General features: G+C 64.2%; 13 protein-coding genes and 2 pseudogenes. 10 read left to right on the forward strand and 5 right to left on the reverse strand.

Annotated features, from left to right (window positions below; translation table 11 throughout):
• Positions 1 to 127: 127 nt before the first annotated feature.
• The 3 genes from MPSD_RS12600 to xerD are packed head-to-tail and all read left to right on the forward strand — an operon-like array spanning position 128 to position 3433.
• A complete protein-coding gene (locus tag MPSD_RS12600) occupies positions 128 to 1879 on the forward strand; it encodes a CTP synthase (RefSeq protein ID WP_015355929.1) in 1752 nt (583 codons plus the stop codon).
• Entirely contained in the window at positions 1872 to 2495 is a 624-nt protein-coding gene (locus tag MPSD_RS12605) for an NUDIX domain-containing protein (RefSeq protein ID WP_011739798.1), read from the forward strand. Before MPSD_RS12600 ends, MPSD_RS12605 begins: the two co-directional genes overlap by 8 nt.
• Positions 2492 to 3433 (forward strand): site-specific tyrosine recombinase XerD, encoded by a 942-nt coding sequence (xerD, locus tag MPSD_RS12610; RefSeq protein ID WP_020787619.1) that lies wholly within the window; start codon positions 2492 to 2494, stop codon positions 3431 to 3433. Before MPSD_RS12605 ends, xerD begins: the two co-directional genes overlap by 4 nt.
• A 6-nt stretch (positions 3434 to 3439) precedes the next feature.
• Here xerD and MPSD_RS12615 read toward each other — a convergent pair whose 3' ends face one another.
• Complete coding sequence (locus tag MPSD_RS12615) at positions 3440 to 4192, reverse strand: O-methyltransferase (RefSeq protein ID WP_020787618.1); 753 nt, start codon at positions 4190 to 4192, stop codon at positions 3440 to 3442.
• Positions 4193 to 4351: 159 nt separating this feature from the next.
• Here MPSD_RS12615 and MPSD_RS12620 point away from each other — a divergent pair.
• The 7 genes and pseudogenes from MPSD_RS12620 to MPSD_RS12650 all read left to right on the forward strand — a co-directional run bounded on the left by MPSD_RS12620 (position 4352) and on the right by MPSD_RS12650 (position 12318).
• Positions 4352 to 5578: pseudogene (locus MPSD_RS12620) on the forward strand (inositol-3-phosphate synthase).
• Positions 5579 to 5601: 23 nt separating this feature from the next.
• Entirely contained in the window at positions 5602 to 6438 is an 837-nt protein-coding gene (locus MPSD_RS12625) for an SCO3242 family prenyltransferase (RefSeq protein ID WP_223161392.1), read from the forward strand.
• Complete coding sequence (locus tag MPSD_RS12630; protein WP_086085425.1) at positions 6438 to 7859, forward strand: EboA domain-containing protein; 1422 nt, start codon at positions 6438 to 6440, stop codon at positions 7857 to 7859. The genes MPSD_RS12625 and MPSD_RS12630 overlap by 1 nt, the downstream gene beginning before the upstream one ends.
• Positions 7860 to 7915: 56 nt before the next feature.
• Positions 7916 to 8707 carry a TatD family hydrolase gene (locus MPSD_RS12635; protein WP_232022878.1) on the forward strand — a complete coding sequence of 264 codons (792 nt, stop codon included), beginning with the start codon at positions 7916 to 7918 and terminating at the stop codon, positions 8705 to 8707.
• Positions 8707 to 9825: a metabolite traffic protein EboE gene (eboE, locus tag MPSD_RS12640; RefSeq protein WP_020787613.1), complete on the forward strand. Its 1119-nt coding sequence runs from the start codon at positions 8707 to 8709 to the stop codon at positions 9823 to 9825. The genes MPSD_RS12635 and eboE overlap by 1 nt, the downstream gene beginning before the upstream one ends.
• Positions 9822 to 11201, forward strand: a complete 1380-nt coding sequence (locus MPSD_RS12645) for an alkaline phosphatase family protein (RefSeq protein ID WP_086085427.1) — start codon at positions 9822 to 9824, stop codon at positions 11199 to 11201. The genes eboE and MPSD_RS12645 overlap by 4 nt, the downstream gene beginning before the upstream one ends.
• 100 nt (positions 11202 to 11301) lie before the next feature.
• Positions 11302 to 12318 carry a hypothetical protein gene (locus MPSD_RS12650; RefSeq protein ID WP_020787611.1) on the forward strand — a complete coding sequence of 339 codons (1017 nt, stop codon included), beginning with the start codon at positions 11302 to 11304 and terminating at the stop codon, positions 12316 to 12318.
• A 20-nt stretch (positions 12319 to 12338) separates the two neighbouring features.
• Here the strand turns inward: MPSD_RS12650 and MPSD_RS12655 are convergent, their stop codons facing one another.
• The 4 genes and pseudogenes from MPSD_RS12655 to MPSD_RS30795 all read right to left on the reverse strand — a co-directional run bounded on the left by MPSD_RS12655 (position 12339) and on the right by MPSD_RS30795 (position 20953).
• Positions 12339 to 13928, reverse strand: coding sequence for a DHA2 family efflux MFS transporter permease subunit (locus tag MPSD_RS12655; protein WP_036427359.1), 1590 nt, complete (start codon positions 13926 to 13928; stop codon positions 12339 to 12341).
• Positions 13929 to 14069: 141 nt separating this feature from the next.
• On the reverse strand, positions 14070 to 15245 hold the full coding sequence (locus tag MPSD_RS12660) for a PPE family protein (RefSeq protein WP_086085430.1): 1176 nt from the start codon (positions 15243 to 15245) through the stop codon (positions 14070 to 14072).
• Between the two features lie 231 nt (positions 15246 to 15476).
• Positions 15477 to 16604: a PPE family protein gene (locus tag MPSD_RS12665; RefSeq protein WP_232022879.1), complete on the reverse strand. Its 1128-nt coding sequence runs from the start codon at positions 16602 to 16604 to the stop codon at positions 15477 to 15479.
• Between the two features lie 613 nt (positions 16605 to 17217).
• A pseudogene (locus tag MPSD_RS30795) lies at positions 17218 to 20953 on the reverse strand (amino acid adenylation domain-containing protein).
• Positions 20954 to 20998: the final 45 nt, after the last annotated feature.

Genomic DNA, 20998 nt, shown 5'->3' on the forward strand with positions numbered 1-20998 from the left:
GCGTGTTATCCGCGGGCTGGCGCTGCGGATGTTAGGGTGGGTTTCCGTGGGTCGGCAGGCCTAGCTGGTTGCGGCTAGGAATGTCCGAAGAATTCAAACCCTGCCCGTCTTCACGGAGGTCGCTCACTTGCGTAGGCATCCGCAAACCGCTACTAAGCACCTCTTCGTCAGCGGTGGTGTCGCTTCTTCACTCGGCAAAGGACTGACGGCAAGCAGCCTCGGTCAGTTGCTGACCGCCCGCGGTCTGCGGGTGACCATGCAGAAGCTCGACCCGTATCTCAATGTCGATCCGGGCACCATGAACCCGTTCCAGCACGGTGAAGTCTTCGTCACCGAAGACGGCGCCGAAACCGACCTCGACGTCGGCCACTATGAGCGATTCCTGGATCGAGACCTGTCCGGGTCGGCGAATGTCACCACCGGGCAGGTCTATTCGACGGTGATCGCCAAGGAGCGCCGTGGCGAGTACCTCGGCGACACGGTTCAGGTGATCCCGCACATCACCGACGAGATCAAGCGGCGCATCATGGCGATGGCCGAGCCCAACGCGGACGGCCGCCGCCCCGATGTCGTCATCACCGAAATCGGCGGCACGGTAGGCGATATCGAATCTCAGCCATTCCTCGAGGCCGCCCGCCAGGTGCGCCACGACCTGGGGCGCGAGAACGTCTTCTTTCTCCATGTGTCGTTGGTCCCGTACCTGGCCCCCTCGGGGGAGCTCAAGACCAAGCCGACCCAGCACTCGGTGGCCGCACTGCGCAGCATCGGTATCACTCCGGACGCACTCATCCTGCGCTGTGACCGTGATGTTCCCGAAGCGCTTAAGAACAAGATCGCCCTGATGTGCGACGTGGACATCGACGGCATCATCTCCACCCCGGACGCGCCCTCGATCTACGACATCCCCAAGGTGTTGCATCGCGAGGAACTCGACGCGTTCGTGGTGCGCCGGCTCAACCTGCCCTTCCGCGACGTCGACTGGACCGAGTGGGACGACTTGCTGCGCCGGGTGCACGAACCAAAGGAAACGGTTCGAATTGCTCTGGTGGGTAAATACGTTGAGCTTTCCGACGCTTACCTGTCGGTCATCGAGGCAATACGGGCCGGCGGATTCAAACATCGGGCCAAGGTCGAAATCAGCTGGGTGGGCTCCGACGACTGCCAGACCGACGGCGGCGTCGCCAGCGCCTTGGGCGACGTCCACGGGGTACTGATTCCCGGCGGGTTCGGTATCCGGGGCATCGAGGGCAAGATCAGCGCCATCAGCTACGCGCGGTCGCGCGGTTTGCCGGTGTTCGGGCTCTGCCTGGGGCTGCAGTGCATTGTGATCGAAGCCGCCCGTTCGGTGGGGCTGACCGAGGCCAATTCGGCCGAGTTCGAACCCGGTACACCCGACCCGGTGATCTCCACGATGGCCGATCAGGAACACATCGTGTCCGGCCAGGCCGATCTGGGCGGCACCATGCGGCTCGGTGCCTATCCCGCCGTATTGGAATCGGGTTCCATTGTGGCCGAGGCATATCAATCGACCAAGGTGTCCGAACGGCACCGGCACCGCTACGAGGTCAACAATGCCTACCGGGAGCGGATTGCCGAAAGTGGGCTGCGCTTCTCGGGGACCTCACCTGACGGCCACTTGGTGGAGTTCGTCGAATATCCGCCCGAGCAACACCCGTTCGTGGTGGGCACCCAGGCTCACCCCGAGCTGAAGAGCCGGCCTACCCGGCCGCATCCGCTGTTCGCCGCGTTCGTCAAGGCGGCTATCGACTACAAAGAGGGCGAGCTGCTGCCGGTGGAGATGCCCGAGCGGGTTTCCAACGGCGCTGAGGGGCGCGATCAGGTCGGGCAGTCGATACCTGAGCCCGCAAACCGTGGCTGAGCACGACTTCGAGACGATCTCGTCCGAAACCTTATATACGGGGGCCATTTTCGCGCTGCGTCGAGATCGGGTGCGGATGCCCGGTGACACCACTGCCGTGCGTGAAGTCATCGAGCATTACGGAGCGGTTGCCATCGTCGCGATGGATGACAACGGCAATATCCCGATGGTCTACCAGTACCGCCACGCGTTCGGGCGGCGGCTGCTGGAACTTCCCGCCGGGCTGCGCGATGCCGCGGGAGAACCCTCCCATGTCACCGCGGCGCGAGAACTGCATGAGGAGGCGGGTCTGCAGGCCGAGCACTGGCAGGTGCTCATCGACCTGGACTCCGCGCCCGGATTCAGCGACGAGTCGGTGCGGGTCTATCTGGCCACCGGGCTCAGCGAAGTCGAGCAGCCCGAGGGGCATCACGAAGAAGCCGATATGACGGTGCGGTGGTTTCCCCTCACCGAGGCGGTGAGCAAGGTGTTCACCGGCGAGATCGTCAACGCCATCGCGGTGGCCGGCGTCTTGGCCGCCCACTCCATCTCCACCGGGCTGGCCCAGCCGCGCCCGCTGGACAGTCCCTGGATCGACAGACCGACGGCGTTCATGGCGCGGAAGAACTCGCGGTGAGCACCCTGACCCTGGACACGCAGTTGCAGGGTTATCTCGACCATTTAGCGATCGAACGTGGCGTTGCCGCCAACACGTTGAGCTCCTACCGGCGGGACCTGCGCCGCTACTCCAAGCACCTCGAAGATCGGGGGATCACCGATTTAGCCAAGGTGGGCGAGGACGATGTGAGCGAGTTCCTGGTCGCCCTGCGACGGGGAGATCCCGAATCCGGAGTGCTCGGGCTGTCGGCGGTGTCGGCGGCCCGAGCGCTGATTGCGGTGCGCGGGTTGCATCGGTTCGCGGCCGCGGAGGGACTGGCCGCGCTGGATGTGGCGCGCGCCGTGCGTCCGCCCACACCGGGCCGAAGGCTGCCCAAGAGTCTGACCATCGATGAGGTGCTGGCCCTGCTCGAAGGTGCCGGTGGCGACAATCCGGCGGACGGCCCGCTGACGCTGCGCAACCGGGCATTGCTGGAGCTGTTGTATTCCACCGGGTCTCGGATCTCCGAGGCGGTCGGACTCGATGTCGACGATATCGATACGCAGGCCAGGACGGTGTTGTTACAGGGCAAGGGCGGTAAGCAGCGGCTGGTGCCGGTGGGGCGTCCCGCGGTACAAGCCTTGGACGCCTATCTGGTGCGCGGACGTCCGGAGCTCGCCCGCCGTGGCCGCGGCACCCCGGCGATTTTCCTCAACGCGCGCGGCGGTCGCCTGTCGCGCCAAAGCGCTTGGAAGGTGTTGCAGGATGCGGCCGAACGTGCCGGCATCACCTCGGGGGTATCGCCGCACATGCTGCGCCATTCGTTTGCGACTCATCTGCTGGAAGGCGGCGCGGATGTCCGGGTGGTGCAGGAGCTTCTGGATCATGCCTCGGTGACAACGACGCAGATCTACACGCTGGTCACCGTGCACGCGCTGCGCGAAGTGTGGGCGGGCGCGCACCCCCGGGCCACCTAGCGCCAGTCACCCCAAGTAGTCGGATTCGAGCACCAGATCCGATACCAGGGTCTGGTACTCGAGGTGGGTCTTGTGCTCGGTGGTGTCCCATAGCGTGCCCTGATGGTGCCGCATGTATTCGTGGTACTCGGGAGCGCCGGGCACCTTGACGTTGTCGGCCACCACGATCGAGCCCCGATGCAGCCACTCCCGGTCCAGGATGCTTTGCAGGTCGTCGAGGTAGGCCTTCTTGTCGTGATCGACAAAGACGAAATCGAGCGCACCGGGGGCGAATCCGTGCTCGGTCGCGAGTGCGTCCAGGGTGCGTCCGCCGTCGCCAATGGTGCCCACGACACATGTCACGCGATCGGCAACGCCGGCATGAGCCCAGATCTGCCGGGCGTTGGCGGCGTTGGCTTCGGCGAGTTCGACGGAGTACACCTTGGCCTGCGGTGCGGCCCGCGCGATCCGCAGCGCGCCATACCCGCAGTAGGTACCCAGCTCCAGCGCCAGTGCCGGATCGGCGCGCCGCACCGCGGCATCGAGTAGTAGTCCCTTCTCGTCGCCGACGTTGACCAGGATGGACTTTTCGTAGGCGAACTTGTCGATGGTGGCCAGCACGTCGTCGATATCGCCGGCGCGGGCATGCGCGAGCACATAGTCGACAGCCGCGGCCTCGCGGCCGTCGCCGACCTGGCCCGTTCTGAGCAGGGTGCGAAATGCCAGCGCCAGGCGCAATACCGACCACCGCAACGGAGCGAAGCGTGCGTTGAGCCTCATCGAGTCCACGCTACCGCTTTCGTGGGCCAGTTGATTTCGTCACATCGCGCGCCATTTGACCAGGCACGTTCGACCTGCGCGGTGTTAGCATCAATTGTTTGGAAAAGCTAGTTTGACACGCCAAATTTTCAAGAAATTGTCGAACAAGTGAGCACGGCTATGAATCGCGATCGCGCCAGATCCGAGGCAACCGCAGGCCAGCGCTGCGGTCTGTGGCTCAGCGGCGCCCGGGGGTCGGTGGCAACTACGTCGATCGTCGGTTTGTATGCGCTGAGCGCGGGTCTGGTATCTGAAACCGGTTGTGTGACTTCGAATGCCGACTTTGCCGACGTGCCGCTGCCGAACTACTCCGATTTTGTGGTGGGCGGACGAGACCTGTCCACCACCTCGTTGGTCAAACGCGCGGAAACCCTGGTTGAAGCCGGACTTCTGCCGCACCAGGTGGTGGCCACACTCTCCGATCGGTTGGCAGCCGCCGACGACGAGATCGTGGGTCCTTCTTGTGTGGCCACGCCGGATCCCTGCAGTGCGGGTGCGAGCACCCAAGCCGAACTGATCGACCGGCTCTGCGATGCGATGGCCTCGTTCGTTTCGCGTCATGGTTTGGATGGTTTGGTTGTCATCGATGTCGCGTCGACCCAGCCGCCGGTTGCCGATCTACCGGAGTATCGCGACCCGCAACTGTTGCGTCTGGCGCTGGGCGAGAAGAACCGAGCGCTGCTGCCGGCGAGTGCGCTGACGGCGCTGGCCGCGATACGTACCGGTGCCGCCTATGCCTGTTTCACGCCGTCGCCGTCTTTGGGTATCCCCGCGCTGCGCCAACTCGCTGCCGAGGCTGACATCAGCTACGCGGGTCAGGATGCCAAGACAGGCCAGACCTTGCTGCGCACGGTGTTGGCGCCGATGTTTGCCAGCCGCGCGATGAACGTTCACTCATGGGCCGGGTCGAACTTGCTGGGGGGCGGTGACGGCGCCACCTTGGCCGACCCGGTCGCGGTGCAGTCCAAGCTCGCCAGCAAGCAGCGCGGCATCCAGCAGATGCTCGGCGGCCATGTCACCGCTCCGCTGCACATCGACTACGTGCCCGATCTGGGGGAAACCAAGGTTGCGTGGGACTTCATCCATGCAACGGGATTTCTGGGCGGCCAGATCACGCTGTAAACTACCTGGTCTGCACCGGATTCCGCGTTGGCTGCGCCGCTGGTTCTCGACGTGGCACGACTTCTGTCGATGGCCCGAATGCGAGGCGCGCAGGGCGTGGTGGGGGAGCTCGGCTTCTTTTTCAAGGAGCCGTGGGGATCCTCGACGCACTCCCTGGCGGCGCAGTACGAAGCACTGCACCAGTGGGCCAACTCCTTCTCGACACCGGATTCAGCTGAGCTGTGAAACCCAAGGCGTACCTCGACCTGATGAGGGCGCCTGCTGCACTTACCGTTCTCGGTGACAGCGTCGTTGGCGCGATGTGGTCAGGACGCCCGTTGGGAGGACGGCGCCTGGCGCTACCGCTGGCATCCGCCCTGTTGTATTGGAGCGGGATGGTGCTCAACGACTGGGCCGACCGCAAGCGTGACGCCGTTGAGCGTCCCGAGCGTCCGATTCCCTCCGGCGACGTGTCACCCGCGGCGGCGCTGTCGGCGGCCACCATCTTGGCCGCCGCCGGAGTCGCCGCGGCGGCGGCGGCGGGAGGCCGCCGGGGCCTGGCCGCCGCGGGCCGCATCACGCTGTGTGTGGTGGCCTACGACGTGGCTGCCAAGGACACCGCGGCCGGGCCCCTGGTGATGTCGGGCTGCCGGTTCTTCGATGTCATGCTTGGCGCCGCCCCACATTATCGCCGCGCCCTGATTCCCGCCTCGGTCATCGGCCTACACACCACCGCGATCACGGTGCTATCCCGCAGCGAGGTAACGGGATCCGACCGCCGCATGCCGGCTCTGGTAGGAGGTGCCGCTGCGGCGGTGGCGACATCGGCCGTTGCCGCCACAGCCGATGGGCCAGCTGGATACCGCGTGGCGCTGCCGGTTGCGGTCTACTCCTGGGCATTCGGGCCCGGGTTGTGGAACGCGTGGCAGCAACCCACCGCTGAGGCGATTCGCAGCGCGGTACGTAGCGGAATCGCCTCGATGATCGCGGTACAGGCCATGCTGGCCGCGCGCTCACCGCGGTCGCGCACCATGCTTGCGCTGTGCGGTCTTGCTATTGGCCTGCGGCTGAAAGTTTCTGCGCCGAAACCCACCGAGGTGACCTGATGCACGTTGGCTACAACACCAATAGCTTGGCTGATCATCCGATTGCTGAAGCGCTTGCTTTGATCGCCGAAGAGGGTTACAGCGCCGTCGCCTTGACCGTTGGCTATCCGCACGTGCGGCCTATGGACTCCGATCTCGGCGCGCAACTCGATGCACTGGGTTGCCTGCTGGACACATACGGATTGACGGTGGCAATCGAGACGGGCGCCCGCTATCTGCTGGATCCGCACAACAAACACAAACCGTCACTGGTCGATGTCGCCGCGCAGCCGCGCATCGAGTTCTTACAGCGGGCAATCGATATCGCTGCCGAACTGGGGGCAACCTGCGTATCGCTATGGTCAGGATATTCGGTCAGCTACAGTGACGCCGCCACCACGCGTGACCTCTTGCTCAGCAGGCTCTCTCGCCTGGTGGAGTACGCAGACCGCAAGTCGGTCATGCTGGGCTTCGAGCCCGAACCGGGCATGTTTGTGGAAACCGCCCAACAGGCGCTGGGGCTGTGCAGCGAGTTGGGTGATCCTGCGCGACTTGGCATCACGCTCGACGTCGGACACTGCGTGATGACCGAGCCCGCCGGGGCCGAGGCGGCAATCGCGGAACTGGGGGACAAGCTGGTCAACGTCCACCTGGACGACATGACACCGCTCAAACATGAACACCTCGAATTCGGTTACGGCGCACTGGATCTAGGTGCGGTGATGGACGCTCTGCAGGTCGCGGGCTTCGCCGGGGTGGCTTCCGTCGAGCTGCCCCGACACGCCCATGACGCACCCAAGGTGGCGCGCCGCAGCATGAATTCGATCAAGCTTGCCCAGCTGCCCCTGCAGGTTTGCACGTGGATCGCGGAGGCCGCCGCGGTGCTACGGCGGGACCCCGAGAAGGTTCTGGAGCTCTTCTCCGGCGCGCAGTGCCAGATGCCGGCCTCCTCGGATGAGGCTACTGTCTTGGCGCGCGGGCGACTGGTTGCCACTCTGGTGGCCGAAACCCCGGACGTCACCGCGGGCCCGCTGATCGACAAGTTATACCGGTGGGGCGATAGCGACGAGCGCCTCGGCGTCTTCTGCGGTCTCGAGACTGCGGCATCGGAGGAGAAGCTGGGGCCCGACGCGACCAGGGTCGGTGTGGGCCTCGCCGAAGATGCCCTGCGGTGCAACGATCCGCGCCTGGTCGCCGCGGCGCTCGGCGGGTTCGGCGCCCGATTCCTGGCCCAACACAGGTGGCGTGACGGAGTGATGAAGTTGGTCTTCATGGGTGTCCCACTGCGCGGCGTATCGGGCTTGCGCAGTCGCGCTGACACCGAGTTGGGTCGCATGGCTACGGATTACGCAAGTGAACGCGCTGCGGCCGGCCGAATGATCCCGGCCGATGCCCAGCTGCTGCAACGATTGTGTGCTACCGAAGCGGAGGCTTTGAAGTGAGGATCTTCGACCCGCACATCCACATGACATCACGCACCACAGACGACTATGAAGCGATGCATCGAGCGGGTGTGCGCGCGGTCGTCGAACCGGCCTTCTGGCTGGGGCAACCTCGCACCGGCCCGTCCTCATTCATCGACTATTTCGACAGCCTCATCGGCTGGGAACGCTACCGGGCATCACAGTTCGGGATTGCCCACAACTGCACCATCGCGCTCAATCCCAAGGAAGCCAACGACAGTCGATGTCGGGAGGTGCTTGATCAGATCCCGCGGTACCTGTCGAAGAGTGGGGTTGTTGCCGTCGGTGAGATCGGCTACGACTCGATGACCCCGGAGGAAACGGCGGTATTCGAGACACAGTTGGAGATGGCGGCCGAACGTGGTCTTCCTGCGCTCGTTCACACTCCTCACCGCGACAAGCTCGGCGGCACTTTGGCCAGCATCGAAGTGGCCGATCGGGTAGGGATCGACCCTGGCCTGGTACTGCTGGACCACCTCAATGAGGTGACCATTGAACCCGCGCGCGACAGCGGTTGTTGGATGGGCTTCTCCATCTATCCGGATACCAAGATGGACGAAGCACGGATGGTCGTGCTGATGCAGCGGTTTGGACTGGACCGGATGATCGTCAACTCAGCCGCGGATTGGGGGCGATCCGATCCGCTCAAGACGGCCAAGACCGCGCAGGCGATGCTGACCGCGGGCTTCACCGACGACGACGTCGACCGGGTGCTGTGGCGCAATCCCGTCGAGTTCTACAGCCAGAGCGGACAGCTTCACTTGCTCAGTGATGAGCAGGAGGCGGCGTTTGCCGGCAACACCATCAATCGTGGGGAAAAGCCGTGATGTTGTCCTACTGCAGCAATGTTGTTGCAGCGGAGAACATATCAGCACTAGAACAGCGGCTGGCAACGGTGTTTGCGCCGGCACGCGAACTCGCCGGCGTCGAAACGCTGGGCGTGGGGCTATGGTTACCCGCCCGCACCATGGCCGGCCTGGCCGATGACCCCGCCGCGCGCCGTCGGCTGGCGGCGATTCTGGCGCACCATGGGCTCGCTGTGGTGACCATGAATGCCTTTCCCTATGGCTCCTTCCACGGAACCTCGGTGAAGCACGCCGTGTATCGGCCGGATTGGACGACGCCAGAACGCATTGCCTACACGCGCTGCTGTGCCGAGGTGCTCAGCGAGCTACTCGGCGACACGGACCATGGCACCATTTCGACGCTGCCGTTGGGCTGGGCTGAGCAGTGGAGCGATGAGTCCGAAGCGGCGGCGCTGCGCAACTTGTCGGCGCTCGGCGATGAGCTGCGGCAAATCGAAGAGCACACCGGGCGCCGGATCCGGTTGGCTATCGAACCAGAGCCGGGCTGCGTCATCGGATCTTGTCGGGACGCAATCGAGTGGTTTGGCCGGGCCAACCTGGACCCCCGATACCTGGGTCTGTGCTTGGACACCTGCCACCTGGCCGTGATGCACGAGACCCCGGGCGAGGTAGTGAGCGGGCTGGCCGGAATCGGAGTCGAGGTGGTAAAGATCCAGGCATCCAACGCAATCCAGATTGATGACCTCGCAGACGAGCGTGTGGGGCAAGCCTTTGCCGAGTTGTCGGGGTCGCCGTACCTGCACCAGGTCAACGGTGTCACCGGTGATGGGCAACCGTGGTTTCGTGATGACCTTTCGTTCGCGGACCCGTCGATACCAAGATCGGGTAGTGCCAGGGTGCACTACCACGTTCCGCTTCATCTCGACCCGCCCGCGCCGCTGCGCACCACCTCACACATCCTGGCCGAGGTGATGACCATGTTCAGTAACGGGACGCTGTCAGGGAGGGCCGACGTGGAGGTCGAGACCTATACCTGGGAGGTGCTTCCGGCGTCGCTTCGCAAAGCCAGCCTGGCCGAAGACATCGCCGGCGAGATCGGCTGGCTTGACCAGCTTTTGCGGGTAGGGGATCCGGCGTGACTCAACGGGTACTGCTGATCAACGTGGTGGGGCTCACCGAGCCGCTGCTGCCGAACATGCCCAATCTCGCCGCGTTGGCGGCTCGGGGTGCGATGCGCCATCTGGACCCGGTGTTTCCGGCGGTCACCTGTTCGGTGCAGTCGTCGATGGTCACCGGCTTGATGCCCAATCAGCATGGAATTGTCGGCAACGGCTGGTACTTCCGTGAACTGGGCGAAGTTCTGCTGTGGCGCCAGAGCAATAAGCTGGTTGCGGGGGAGAAGATTTGGGAGACCGCGGCCAGTCGTTTCACTGGATACACTTCGGCGAACGTCGGGTGGTGGTATGCGATGAATGCCAGCAACGATGTGATCGTGACGCCGCGGCCGGTGTATCACCAGGATGGACGCAAGTCCCCGGATTGCTATGTCGTCCCGTCGGACCTGCACGACATCTTGACCGACAAGCTGGGGATGTTTCCGCTGTTCCAGTATTGGGGTCCGACCGCCAACATCACGTCGTCACGCTGGCTGGTGGATGCGTCGATAGAGATTCTGCAGCGCTATTCACCCACCTTGCTCACCGCCTATATTCCGCATCTGGACTACGACTTTCAACGCTACGGCCCGCACTCGGCCGCCGCGAGCACAGCGGCAGCCGATGTCGACACGGCGTTGGGGCCATTGCTGGGCTACGCCGCGGAGCATGACCTGACGACCATCGTCGTCTCCGAGTACGGGATCTCTGCGGCGCAGCGGCCGGTGGACATCAATCGGATGCTCAGGACCGAGGGGTATCTGAGGGTCTACACCCAGCAGGGCCGCGAGTACCTGGATTCTTGGACCTCGCGAGCTTTTGCGGTGGCCGACCATCAAGCGGCGCACGTGTATGTGCGCGATGAGTCCGATATCGCCACAGTGGCCAGCCTGATCAAACGGCTGGACGGGGTGGACGACGTGCTGGATCGAAGCAAGCAGCAGGCGTGGTCGATTGATCACCCCCGGGCCGGAGAGTTGGTGGCTGTCGCCGAACCTGCGGCGTGGTTTACCTACTACTACTGGCTCGATGATGATCGGGCCCCGGAGTTCGCGCCCTGCGTGGACATTCACCGCAAGCCTGGCTATGACCCCGCCGAGCTGTTGATGAACCCCGATGATCGGGCCGCCAAGGCCAAGGCTGCCGCCGCACTCGCCAAGAAGTGGCTGGGGCTTCGCTACACCATGAACGTCATCGCCCTCAACGGTGCCGCGGTGGGAGGCGCCCACGGAAGACTTCCCGACTCTGATGAGGAACGGCCCGTGATCATCACGTCTGCCCCGGAACTGTTGGCGGCCACGTCGGGGTGGCTGCCGGTAACCGCCATCCGCGACCTCGTTCTCAACGCCCATGATTCGTAGATACTCGGCCGTGCCAAACGCGTATTTGACGCCACCTTCGCGCGGGTGGCCGATATGAACTCCAGCGGCTGAAGGTGCCATTAATGGGTATGATTATGCGATGACTTCTCGAAAGGGTCTGTCTGGCGGCGCCGCAATAAGCCCGTTGGGTTTGCCGCAAAAGCACGACCTGGAAACGGGCATTCATGCAATGGTGACCGTCGCCAAGTCTGATGGCCTCTCGGAGATGGACGAGAGCCTCCTGGAGGCGGCAAGTAGGTATCTCGCCGATTCCGAATTCGATTGGAAGAAAGTCGCCGATCATCCGGCCGGCCGGAAATTGCTGCCGCTGGGATCCGAGGTGGCTAGACGCTGCGCATTGTTTTTGATGACCGCCGCGATCTTCGCGAAGGGAAAGGTTCAGCTACCTAGGGTCGAGGCGACCCTGAGCATCGCGACAGCGCTGGGCTGCCATGACGGCTTCCTGGACGATCTGCACTACATTGCCCGTGGCCGCGAGTTCATCGGCGGCATCCGAATCAAGGCAAAGCTCATGGGCAGCCATGGCACGTCGCCTATCCAGGTTGCGAAGGGCTTCTGGGACAACATGTCCGGTTATCTCGGGATTTCGACCGACCCCGTGCTGGCTGCGTCCTATCAGAAACTGGGCCTGCTCGAATCCAAGTCGCTCGGACGCGAGCTGTGGGCACACTATGTGCGCAATGGTCTGAGATTTCCGGGGGAGAAGGGAACGACGGGAGAATTCATCGTTCCCCATGACGTCGCACACGTGCTGTCGGCCTATTCGACCGAGCCGCCCGGTGAGATCCTTGCCGGAGCGTTCTCGGCGGGATACAAAGCCCGAAACCCCTTTGCGCCGCTGCTTCTGGTTCTCCTGCAGTTTCAGGCCGGAATAAAGATTGACTTCCGCTCGGAAGTGACGATTTCACAACTCGACCCTGCTGGCTATATGGATGCTTTTCGCCGTGGTCTGGAATGCAATACCGATCTCACATTCGGTAGTTGGGATTGGCGACTCTATTCCGAGGAAGCGGTGGCAGAGATTCGCGAGAAGTTGACGATTCCGCCGCAGGCGGCACCCGCCGTGCAAGGCGGCACCTATACCGAAGTGTTGTGAAGGCCGCTGGGCCAGCCGCGCTACCGATTGACTTCGGTGTCGGAGTGCTCTGCTGGTTGTGGCGGCGGATTCCTCCGGACGGCCGGCGGCTTTTTCGGCAGGAATGCCACCGGGACGAACATCAGCGCGACTAGTCCGACGGCCACCACGAACACCACCGCGTAAGCGTGCGAAAGCTCGTGCATCAGGACGAGGGGGAAGTCTGGGGTGCTGGCTCGTTCGGGCATCAGCGACTGGTCGACCGGGACGCCGCTGCGGGCAGCGTCGGCGCGCAGGCTGTCGATCCGGTGCGCCGCGGAGATGTTTGCGCTGCGGTTGAACTGGCTGGTGAGGATCACCGACATGAGGGCCGTTCCAATGGATGCGGCCACTTGCTGATTGACGTTGATCAGGGTTGAACCCCGAGCGATCTGATGCGGTGTCAGCGTCTGCACCGCCACCGCCGATAGGGGCATCATCGTGGCGCCCATGCCCAGGCCCATGATCGTCAGCCCGGTGACCAGGGTCGGCAGATAGGCGGCATTGAGGGAGACCCCGATGGCGAAGAGGCCCATCCCCGCCGCGATCAGCCCCACGCCGACCATCAGGATCTTTCCGGCCCAACGCTTGTCCATCAATGCGCCGGCGATCGGCATCGTCACCATCGCCCCCAGTCCGCGCGGGACCATGCTCATTCCGGCCTGCATCGGCGTCTGGCCCAGCAGCTCCTGGAAGTAGCTCGGGAATAGCAGCCCCGCCCCGAAGAACGACGCCGCGAACAGAAACATCGCCACGTTGGCGAGCGTGACCACGCGATTGTCGAACAGGCGTAGATCGATCAGCGGATGGTCGGCCCGGTAGAGGGCATGCAACACGAATCCACCGGTGAGCACCAGGCCGACGGCTGCGGGGAGCCAGACATGGCGATCGGCAATGGTGCCGCTTGCGGGCAGGGCCGAGACACCATAGAGGAAGGTCGCCAACCCCGGTGATAGCAGCAGCATCCCGATGACATCGAAAGATTCCGAAGGTTCAGGGCGGTCCTTGGGAAAGACGACGGCGGCAAGACCCACCGTGATCAGCCCGATCGGGAGGTTGATCCAGAAGATCCACTCCCAGCCGAAACGATCGATCAGCCAGCCGCCCAGCACCGGACCGAAGACCGGTCCCAGCAACATGGGAATTCCGAGCACGGCCAATACCCGGCCGAGCCGCGCCGGACCGGCTTCCCGGGTCAGCATGGTCAAAACCAGCGGCATCAGCATCCCGCCGCCGAGACCCTGTATCACTCGAAAAGCGATGAGAGCGGAGATGTTTGGGGCCAACGCACACAGCAGGGACCCGGCGCTGAATGCCAGCAGCGAGGCGATGAAGGGGCGCTTGGTGCCGAACCGATCGGCTACCCAGCCGGCCAGTGGGATCACCGCGGCCAGCGCCAGCGTGTAGCCGGTCATCGTCCAGGCGACGATGGCCTGCGGGGAGTCGAAGGTGGAGACGAAAGTGCGCTGCGCGACGGTGACGACCGTGGTGTCTACGATCGCCATCATCGAGCCAAGGACACAGACTCCGGCGATCTTCAGCAGCCTGGCGTCGAGCTGGTCGGAACTGCCCTGCTGGCCGGTGTCTGGCACGGTTGTGGCTCCTAGCAACTCGCCATCGGCGGACAAGGCCCGTCGCCTCGATGCCGCCTCGAACTCACGGTCATCGGTGGGCGCCGGCCAACGCCGCCGAAGCGACGACGAGCTGGTACCGATGACATGGCGCGGAAAGTGTCAGCCCGCGAACGGTGGCCGTGCCATCACGGTGACCCGGAACCCGTAGCGGGGACCGGCTCCGGCCGCGGCACCGCCGGGGCCGCGGGCCGGCGGCATTCCGCCCAGCAGGCTTCCGGGTGCGGAGGCCTCTGGCGGGTTGACGATGTCGCTGGCCAGGGGGCCGCCCGCACTCACGCTTGGGGGCACGTCGAGGCCCGATCCCGGCCAGGAAGGCGGCACCGACAACTTGCCCAGGGCGGACGCGTTGCCCAGCCCGGCACCGATTGGCCCCGCGCCGCCCAAGGCTGCGGGTGCGGCGCCGGCGGCGGCCTCCGCTGCGCCGGCACCGGCGGCGGCTTCGGCTTCGGGGCCGATCAACCCGAGCGCCCGCTCGGAGGTGATGAGGTAGCTACCGATACCAATCGCGAAGTACGGCAGGCCCACCGTGTTGTAGAACAGCTGGGAAATCGGTAGATACCAGTTGACCAACCAGTCGATCCACGTCGCCGGTGAGGCGGCCGACGTCAGCGCCGAGGCGATCGGCGACGTCAGGCTCGTCAGTGCGTTCGGCAGCTGCGAAATGACTCCGGCCAGCGTGCTCTGCGCCGCGCCCGCCGCGGTGGCCGCGGCGGTGGAGGTGGCATTGGACTGCAGCGCCGAGGCGGCGGGATTGGCGGTTTCCGGCGGCGGGGTGAACGCGGTGATCTTTGTGGCGCTCGCGGAGGACCCCGCGTAGGTGTACATCGCCCTGGCGTCCTGCGCCCACATCTCGGCGTACTGCGCTTCCAGGGAAGCGATCTCGGCGGTGTACTGCCCGTAGATGTTCCGCGCCATCAGGGTCATCAGCTGCATGCGATTGGACGCGATCAGGGGCGGGGGCACCACGCCGGTGAACGCGGCCTCAAACGCGGCGACCGCGGCTTCTGCCTGCTTGGCCGCCTGTTCGGCTTGCACCGCGGTGGAGCGCATCCACGTCACATAGGGCGTGATCGCTTCCAGCATCATCGCGGAGGCCGGTCCGAACCACTCTTCGCCGGATAGCGCCTTGATCACTCGCTCGTAGCCGTCGGCGGTGAACGAGAGCTCGGAAGCCAACCGGTTCCAGGCGGAGGCGGCGGAGACCATCGGCGTCGAGCCCGGCCCGGTGTACATGCGCCCGGAGTTCACCTCCGGTGGCAAAGCCCCAAAATCCATCGCTACGAACTCCTTGCCTTGTCGCGGCCCGCCGTCGAGGCGCTCATGTCCGAACTGATATCGCGCCAATAAATCAGGGATGCCGATCGCAACTCTGATTCACCTATTATTGTCGCCATATCACTTCCTCTTTGCTGCTTTCAAAAATCTTTCGACCGCTATTTGAATTACCTGGCAGTCAAGCCTGAGTCGTTTTTCAATTGTGTGTGCGCGCTCTGTGCACTCTGTGTGCTATCCGGCGTTCGGGGGGCGGCACATCACCCGGAGCCGGGCCCCGTAGCGGCGGCCGAAATTGCGACCCGCCTGACCTTGGTTGCGCGGTGGTACGCCGGTGATCAGGCCCAATAGCCCGATCGTGTCGACCTCCGAATTGGCAGCCGAAAACGCCGTCGACGCTGCCGACGAACCGGGCCAGGTCGGCGGCACCGACATCGGCCCGACCTTGGAGGCCAAAGCGGAGGTGGCAATCGGCGGGGCCCCGCCAAATTGGGCCAACCCGCCCGAGAAGGCGGCAAATCCACCCATGCCGGCGGCACCGGCTACGCCCTCGGCCGCGGCTTCTCCGCTCTTCCACGCCAACGATCCGAATATCGACAGGGCAATCAGAGTGAAGCCGCCGCTGTCGTAGACGAACCCCTCGGCGGTGGTGAACGAGCTCATCAGTTCGATCCAGAGTTCCTGCCACGTCGGCGTCGTCGTCGCTGCGGCACTGGAAGCCTGTTGCCCGAGTCGCGCGGCCGCGCTGGACCTGCCCGCCAGGCTGGCGCTGGACCTCGACACCGTCGTTCCGGAGTTGTTTGCTGTTGCTGCGGCCTGCCTGGCCAACCCGCTTGGATCGCTGGTCTGCGGCGGCAGCGAGAACGGCGCCAAAAGCGAGGCGGTCGCGGAGCTACCTGCGTATTCGTACATCGCCCCGGCGTCTTGCGCCCACATCTCGGCGTAGTGAAGTTCGGTGGCGGCGATCGCCGCCGAATTTTGCCCGAACCAGTTCGTCGCGATCAGTGCGGCCAGCAATGCCCGGTTGCTCGCGATCACCGGCGGCGGCACCGTCAGCGCAAAGGCCATCTCATAGGCCGCGGCCGCGGCGCGGGCTTGAATCCCCGCCTGCTCGGCCACCGATGCGGTCGCACTGAGCCAGCTGGCGAACGGCAGGACGGCGGCCACCATCGACTCCGCGGCCGGACCAAACCACCAGATGCCGGTCAGCTCCGAGATCGCCGAATCGTAGCCGGCCGCGGTGACGTGCAACTCGGCGGCGAGGTTGTCCCATGCGCACGCGGCGGCCAGCAACGACCCGGCTCCCGGGCCGGCATACATGCGACCTGAATTGACCTCGGGAGGCAGTGCGCCATAGTCCAGCACGACTGGTGGGGCGATGTCGCCGACAACACCGGCGGTGGCGGGCGCCGTAGCCAACTCCCGTAGCTCCGCGACCTCGATCGCCCGGTCGGCGGCGAGAAGCAACTCGTCGGCGCCGGTCTCGATCTGCGGCAGCGCAGCGCTACCCCATAGGGCGTTTAACCCAATGGAGAGGTCTAGGGTCATCCAAAACCGCCTAGCGCTTGGGCCGGGTGCTCAGACGCGACATCGTCGTCGCTAAGCAGTTAACGAGTAAAACTATGCCCTACTGCAACTAATATGCCGGGCGGCGTGTTACTAAAGAATTTCGGCCATGTAACAAGTATGTTAATTAGGCTCAAAAATAAGCGCTTTGTCCACCGAATGTTCATGTCGTGTCCACCGGATAGCGAGGACGTGTCCCCCGAACGGGGGACACGTAGATGTCGGTGATGTTAACGACGGTCGGTCTGGCTCAGGATCGGGAGCTGCGGGCAGTCCCGTGTCGCGCCCGGAATTCTAGAATGCGATTCGCTTTTTGTTGTGGATTGGCGCCCGCGTGGCGCCCGGAGAGTCCGTCGATGAGGGCGTCGCCGTTCAACGAAAATCGCTGGCTCGATCGATCGGTAGACCTTCACGGCTGGTCCAGGGCCGCTCGGATCAGGTCACCGAACGTTTTGAGGGCGGCGGGGTTGAGCAGTTCTTCGTGTGTGCAGTTGACGGGGTATTCGGTGACTTCGCCGGCAACATATTGCCGCCAGCATTGCTGAAGGTCGGCGCCGCTGCGGACCGGTTGTGCCGAGAACAGGACCATGCGGCCGGCGAAGATGCCGGGCTGGTGTTGGGCATTGAGTTGTAGGTTGGTGTTCGCGTTGGCAACCATGATCTGCACAAGTCGGCGCGACGGCAGCGCGAATTCCGCGTCTACCTCCTGCTGAATCAACGTCTGTGCTTGGGAGTACGTCAGCGGGCGGCAGTACTGTTCGGCAGCCACTCCGACCGCTTGCAGGATTGCCTCCAAGACGTCGGATTCGCTGACCACCGTGGCGGTGGATGCATCCCGGATGAGGATCGGGTCGAGCGCTATCAGGCGCACCACAACGGCGCCGCGCTGTTGCAGCTCAACGGCAACCTGGTGGGCAGTGACCCCGCCGAACGACCAGCCGAGAAGCTGATAGGGGCCTTCGGGATCGTGAGTTTGGATGGCGTCGGCGTAGGCACTCGCGAGTTCACGAACCGATTCCGGGCCGTCGTGGATCTGCTGCAGACCGACGATCGGGCAATCCAGGTAAGGGCTGAGGTTCCGGTAAGCCCAGCTGATGCCGCCGCCGGGAGGCAAGCAGAAAAGCGGCAGACCGCAACCGTCTTGGAGCACCTCCACGGGCACGATCTCAACCGAACTCTCGGGTGCCCTTAGCTTTTGGGCCAGGGCGCAGACGGTGGGTGCGTCAAATAAGACTCGCACCGCCACATCGGTGTTCAGCGTGGTGTTGATCGCCGAGACCACTCGCATGGCGGATAGGGAGTCGCCGCCGAGGTCGAAGAAGGAGTCGTCGACGCTTACCCGGTCGAGTCCTAGGACCTGGGCATATATTGCGGCCAGGGTTTGTTCGGCGGGGGTGTCGGGGGCTCGGTAGCGTTGGGTGTGGCCGTATTGGACGGCGGGTAGGGCGCGTGTGTCGAGTTTGCCGTTGACGGTCAGTGGCAGTTCGGCGATGGGGATCAGGGCTGTGGGCACCATGTAGTGGGGCAGTTGGGTGGCTAGTGCGGCGCGTAGTTCGGTGGGGTCGGCGTTGCCGGTGAAGTAGCCGACCAGGCGGGGGTCTCCGGGGTGGTCGTGGCGGGCGATGACCACGGCTTGGTCGACTCCGGCCATTCGGCTCAGGGCCGCGCCGACTTCGCCGGGCTCGATGCGGAATCCGCGGATTTTGACTTGGTTGTCGGCGCGACCGAGGTAGCGCAGTTGTCCGTCGGTGCCCCACCACACCAGGTCTCCGGTGCGATACATCCGGGTGCCCGGTGTCTGGCCGAATGGGCAGGCGACAAATCGTGTGCCGGTCAGATCTGCCCGACGCCAATACCCAAGGCCGACACCGCCACCGGCGACATACAACTCGCCGACCACCCCGACGGGCACCGGCCGCAACCACCCATCCAAGACGAATAGCGAGGCGCCGGCTACCGGCGAGCCGATCGGTGTGGCTCCAGACCCCGGCACCAGCGGTGAGCTCATCGCCGCGTAGATCGTGGCTTCGGTGGGGCCGTAGGCATTGATCATCGTCCGCCCGGGCGCCCACTGGTCCACCAGGCCCGCCGGGCATGCCTCACCACCGACCACCAGCGTGACCGACTCCAATCCCTGCGGCGACAACGCCGCCGCCGCCGAGGGAGTCTGGGTCAACACTTCGACATGCTCGGCTACCAGCAGGGCGTGCAGTTCGTCGGGGGATTTTGCGGTGTGTTCGGGTACGACGACCAGTCGTGCGCCGGATAGCAGTGCTCCCCAGATTTCCCAGACCGAGACGTCGAAGGAGTAGGAGTGCCATTGGGTCCATACTCGGTTGGGGGAGAACAGGATTGCGGTTGATTGGGGGTCGAAGGAGTTCAGTAGTTGGGTGACGTTGTGGTGGGTGATGCCGACGCCTTTGGGGGTGCCGGTGCTGCCGGAGGTGTAGATGATGTAGGCGAGGTCGTGGGGTGTCGGGGTGCATCGGGTCGATGGGTAGGTAGCCGGCTCCGGTTTTGAGGACGGCCAGGATGGCGATGATCCCGCGGTGTGTTCGTGGTAGTAGCAGTGCGATCAGTTCGCCGGGGCGTGCTCCGAGTGCGGTTAACGCCTGTGCCAGTTGGGTGCTTTGGGCGTCGAGTTGGGCATAGGTTAGGGATACGTCGCCGTCGGTTATGGCGGTTGCCTCTGGTGTGCGTGCGACTTGGGCGGCAAACAACGCCGGCAGTGATCCCGGGGTCGGGACCGCCTTGGTGAGGGCGGCCCGGTTGCCCCAGTCATCAAGACGTTCGTGCTCGTTGGGATCGAGCAGATCAATCAACGACAACCGCCGCCCCGGCTCGGCAGCCATCACCGTCAACACGGCCTGCAACCGGGCAGCGAGGTCTGAGACGTCAAGATCAGCAAATGGCCCGCCGCTTCCCACGGTATGCAGGAAGAGCCGGCCACCATCTTTGGTGAAGACCATGCCGAACTGCTCGCCCTGGGCAAAGCTGAGGATCGTTACTGTGCTGGCAGCGCCGCCGAACGGCGCCAGGGTTACCGACGGCATGAAATTGACACTGACCGCACCGGCCGAATTCTCATTAAACTGCTGGTAGGCGCCGCTTTCCAGGATGTGCATGGGGAAGCGTTGATGCCGCACGGCTTGCTTGATCTGGGACTCCACATGCTGGCAGAAGGCGTTGACCTCGGCATCGGGTGGCACCGTCAACACCAACGGCACAGTGCCGGAAAGCATCCCCGGAATCGTCATCAGTTGTGGGCTTGTCCGCCTGCTGACCGGGAAATCGAGGACTACCTTTGGGCCGCCTTGCCTTTGACGCACCATCAGTGCACATGCCGCGGTGATCACCGACGATCGACGAACACCGGCCAGCTGGGCAAGCTGCTCGGCTCGGTCCACGACCGCAGGGTCAATCTCGACCGACACCGAGGTCGCCGAGGGGCCGCGGTCACCGTCGGCGTGAGCCAGGCTGTGATCCGTTACGCCATCCAGAGTCTCTTTCCAGTAGGCCAGGTCCGCTCGGTAGTCATCGGACTGTTCGTATTCCGCCTCGGCGGCAACCAGGGTCTGCAACGACCCGAAGAACGTTGGTGAAACCGGTGCGCCAGAACTCAACTCGGAATAGACCAGGGCGATCCGATTGACAAGGAGGGCATAGCCGAATCCGTCGACGACCACATGGTGGATGGACACGAAAAGATAGAACTCTTCGGAGGCCACCTGAAAAAGCGCGAACTTGAACAGCGGACCGTTCCACGGCATCGGCTCTCGATGCATCGCCAACCCGCGCCGATTGGCTTCCGCAACGGGATCGGCACAGCTTCTCAGGTCGTGGAATGGAACCTCCAGATTCGGGTAGTCGACCACCTTCTGAACGACATGCCCGTCAGCCTCGATGATGGCGGCCCTTAGCGGTTCGGCCTCACCCACCACCTGCCGAATCGCCTGGCTCAGCAGATCGGGCGTCACCGATCCGGCAATGACTGCGAATCCGCTGTTGTACCACTCCTGCGGCGAACGGCCGATCTCCTGGGAAAACCAGATATCAAGCTGTCCCCGCGTCAGCGCAAACCCCGACTCGGCCGGCTCGAGAGCGCGCCCCGAATCGCGAAGTATTTGGTGGTGATCCACGGTCATCTCTACGTCGTGCCTACCGAAGACCTGTCCGGATCGAAATGTCCG

The sequence above is a fragment of the Mycobacterium pseudoshottsii JCM 15466 genome, from assembly GCF_003584745.1.
Taxonomy (GTDB): domain Bacteria; phylum Actinomycetota; class Actinomycetes; order Mycobacteriales; family Mycobacteriaceae; genus Mycobacterium; species Mycobacterium marinum.

Excerpts from the sequence above, each read along its gene's own strand:
- MPSD_RS12635 (WP_232022878.1), top strand. The coding sequence starts at position 7,916 with ATGCATCGAGCGGGTGTGCGCGCGGTCGTCGAACCGGCCTTCTGGCTG.
- eboE (WP_020787613.1), top strand. The coding sequence starts at position 8,707 with ATGTTGTCCTACTGCAGCAATGTTGTTGCAGCGGAGAACATATCAGCA.
- MPSD_RS12650 (WP_020787611.1), top strand. The coding sequence starts at position 11,302 with ATGACTTCTCGAAAGGGTCTGTCTGGCGGCGCCGCAATAAGCCCGTTG.
- MPSD_RS12625 (WP_223161392.1), top strand. The coding sequence starts at position 5,602 with ATGAGGGCGCCTGCTGCACTTACCGTTCTCGGTGACAGCGTCGTTGGC.
- MPSD_RS12630 (WP_086085425.1), top strand. The coding sequence starts at position 6,438 with ATGCACGTTGGCTACAACACCAATAGCTTGGCTGATCATCCGATTGCT.
- MPSD_RS12660 (WP_086085430.1), bottom strand. The coding sequence starts at position 15,245 with ATGGATTTTGGGGCTTTGCCACCGGAGGTGAACTCCGGGCGCATGTAC.
- MPSD_RS12615 (WP_020787618.1), bottom strand. The coding sequence starts at position 4,192 with ATGAGGCTCAACGCACGCTTCGCTCCGTTGCGGTGGTCGGTATTGCGC.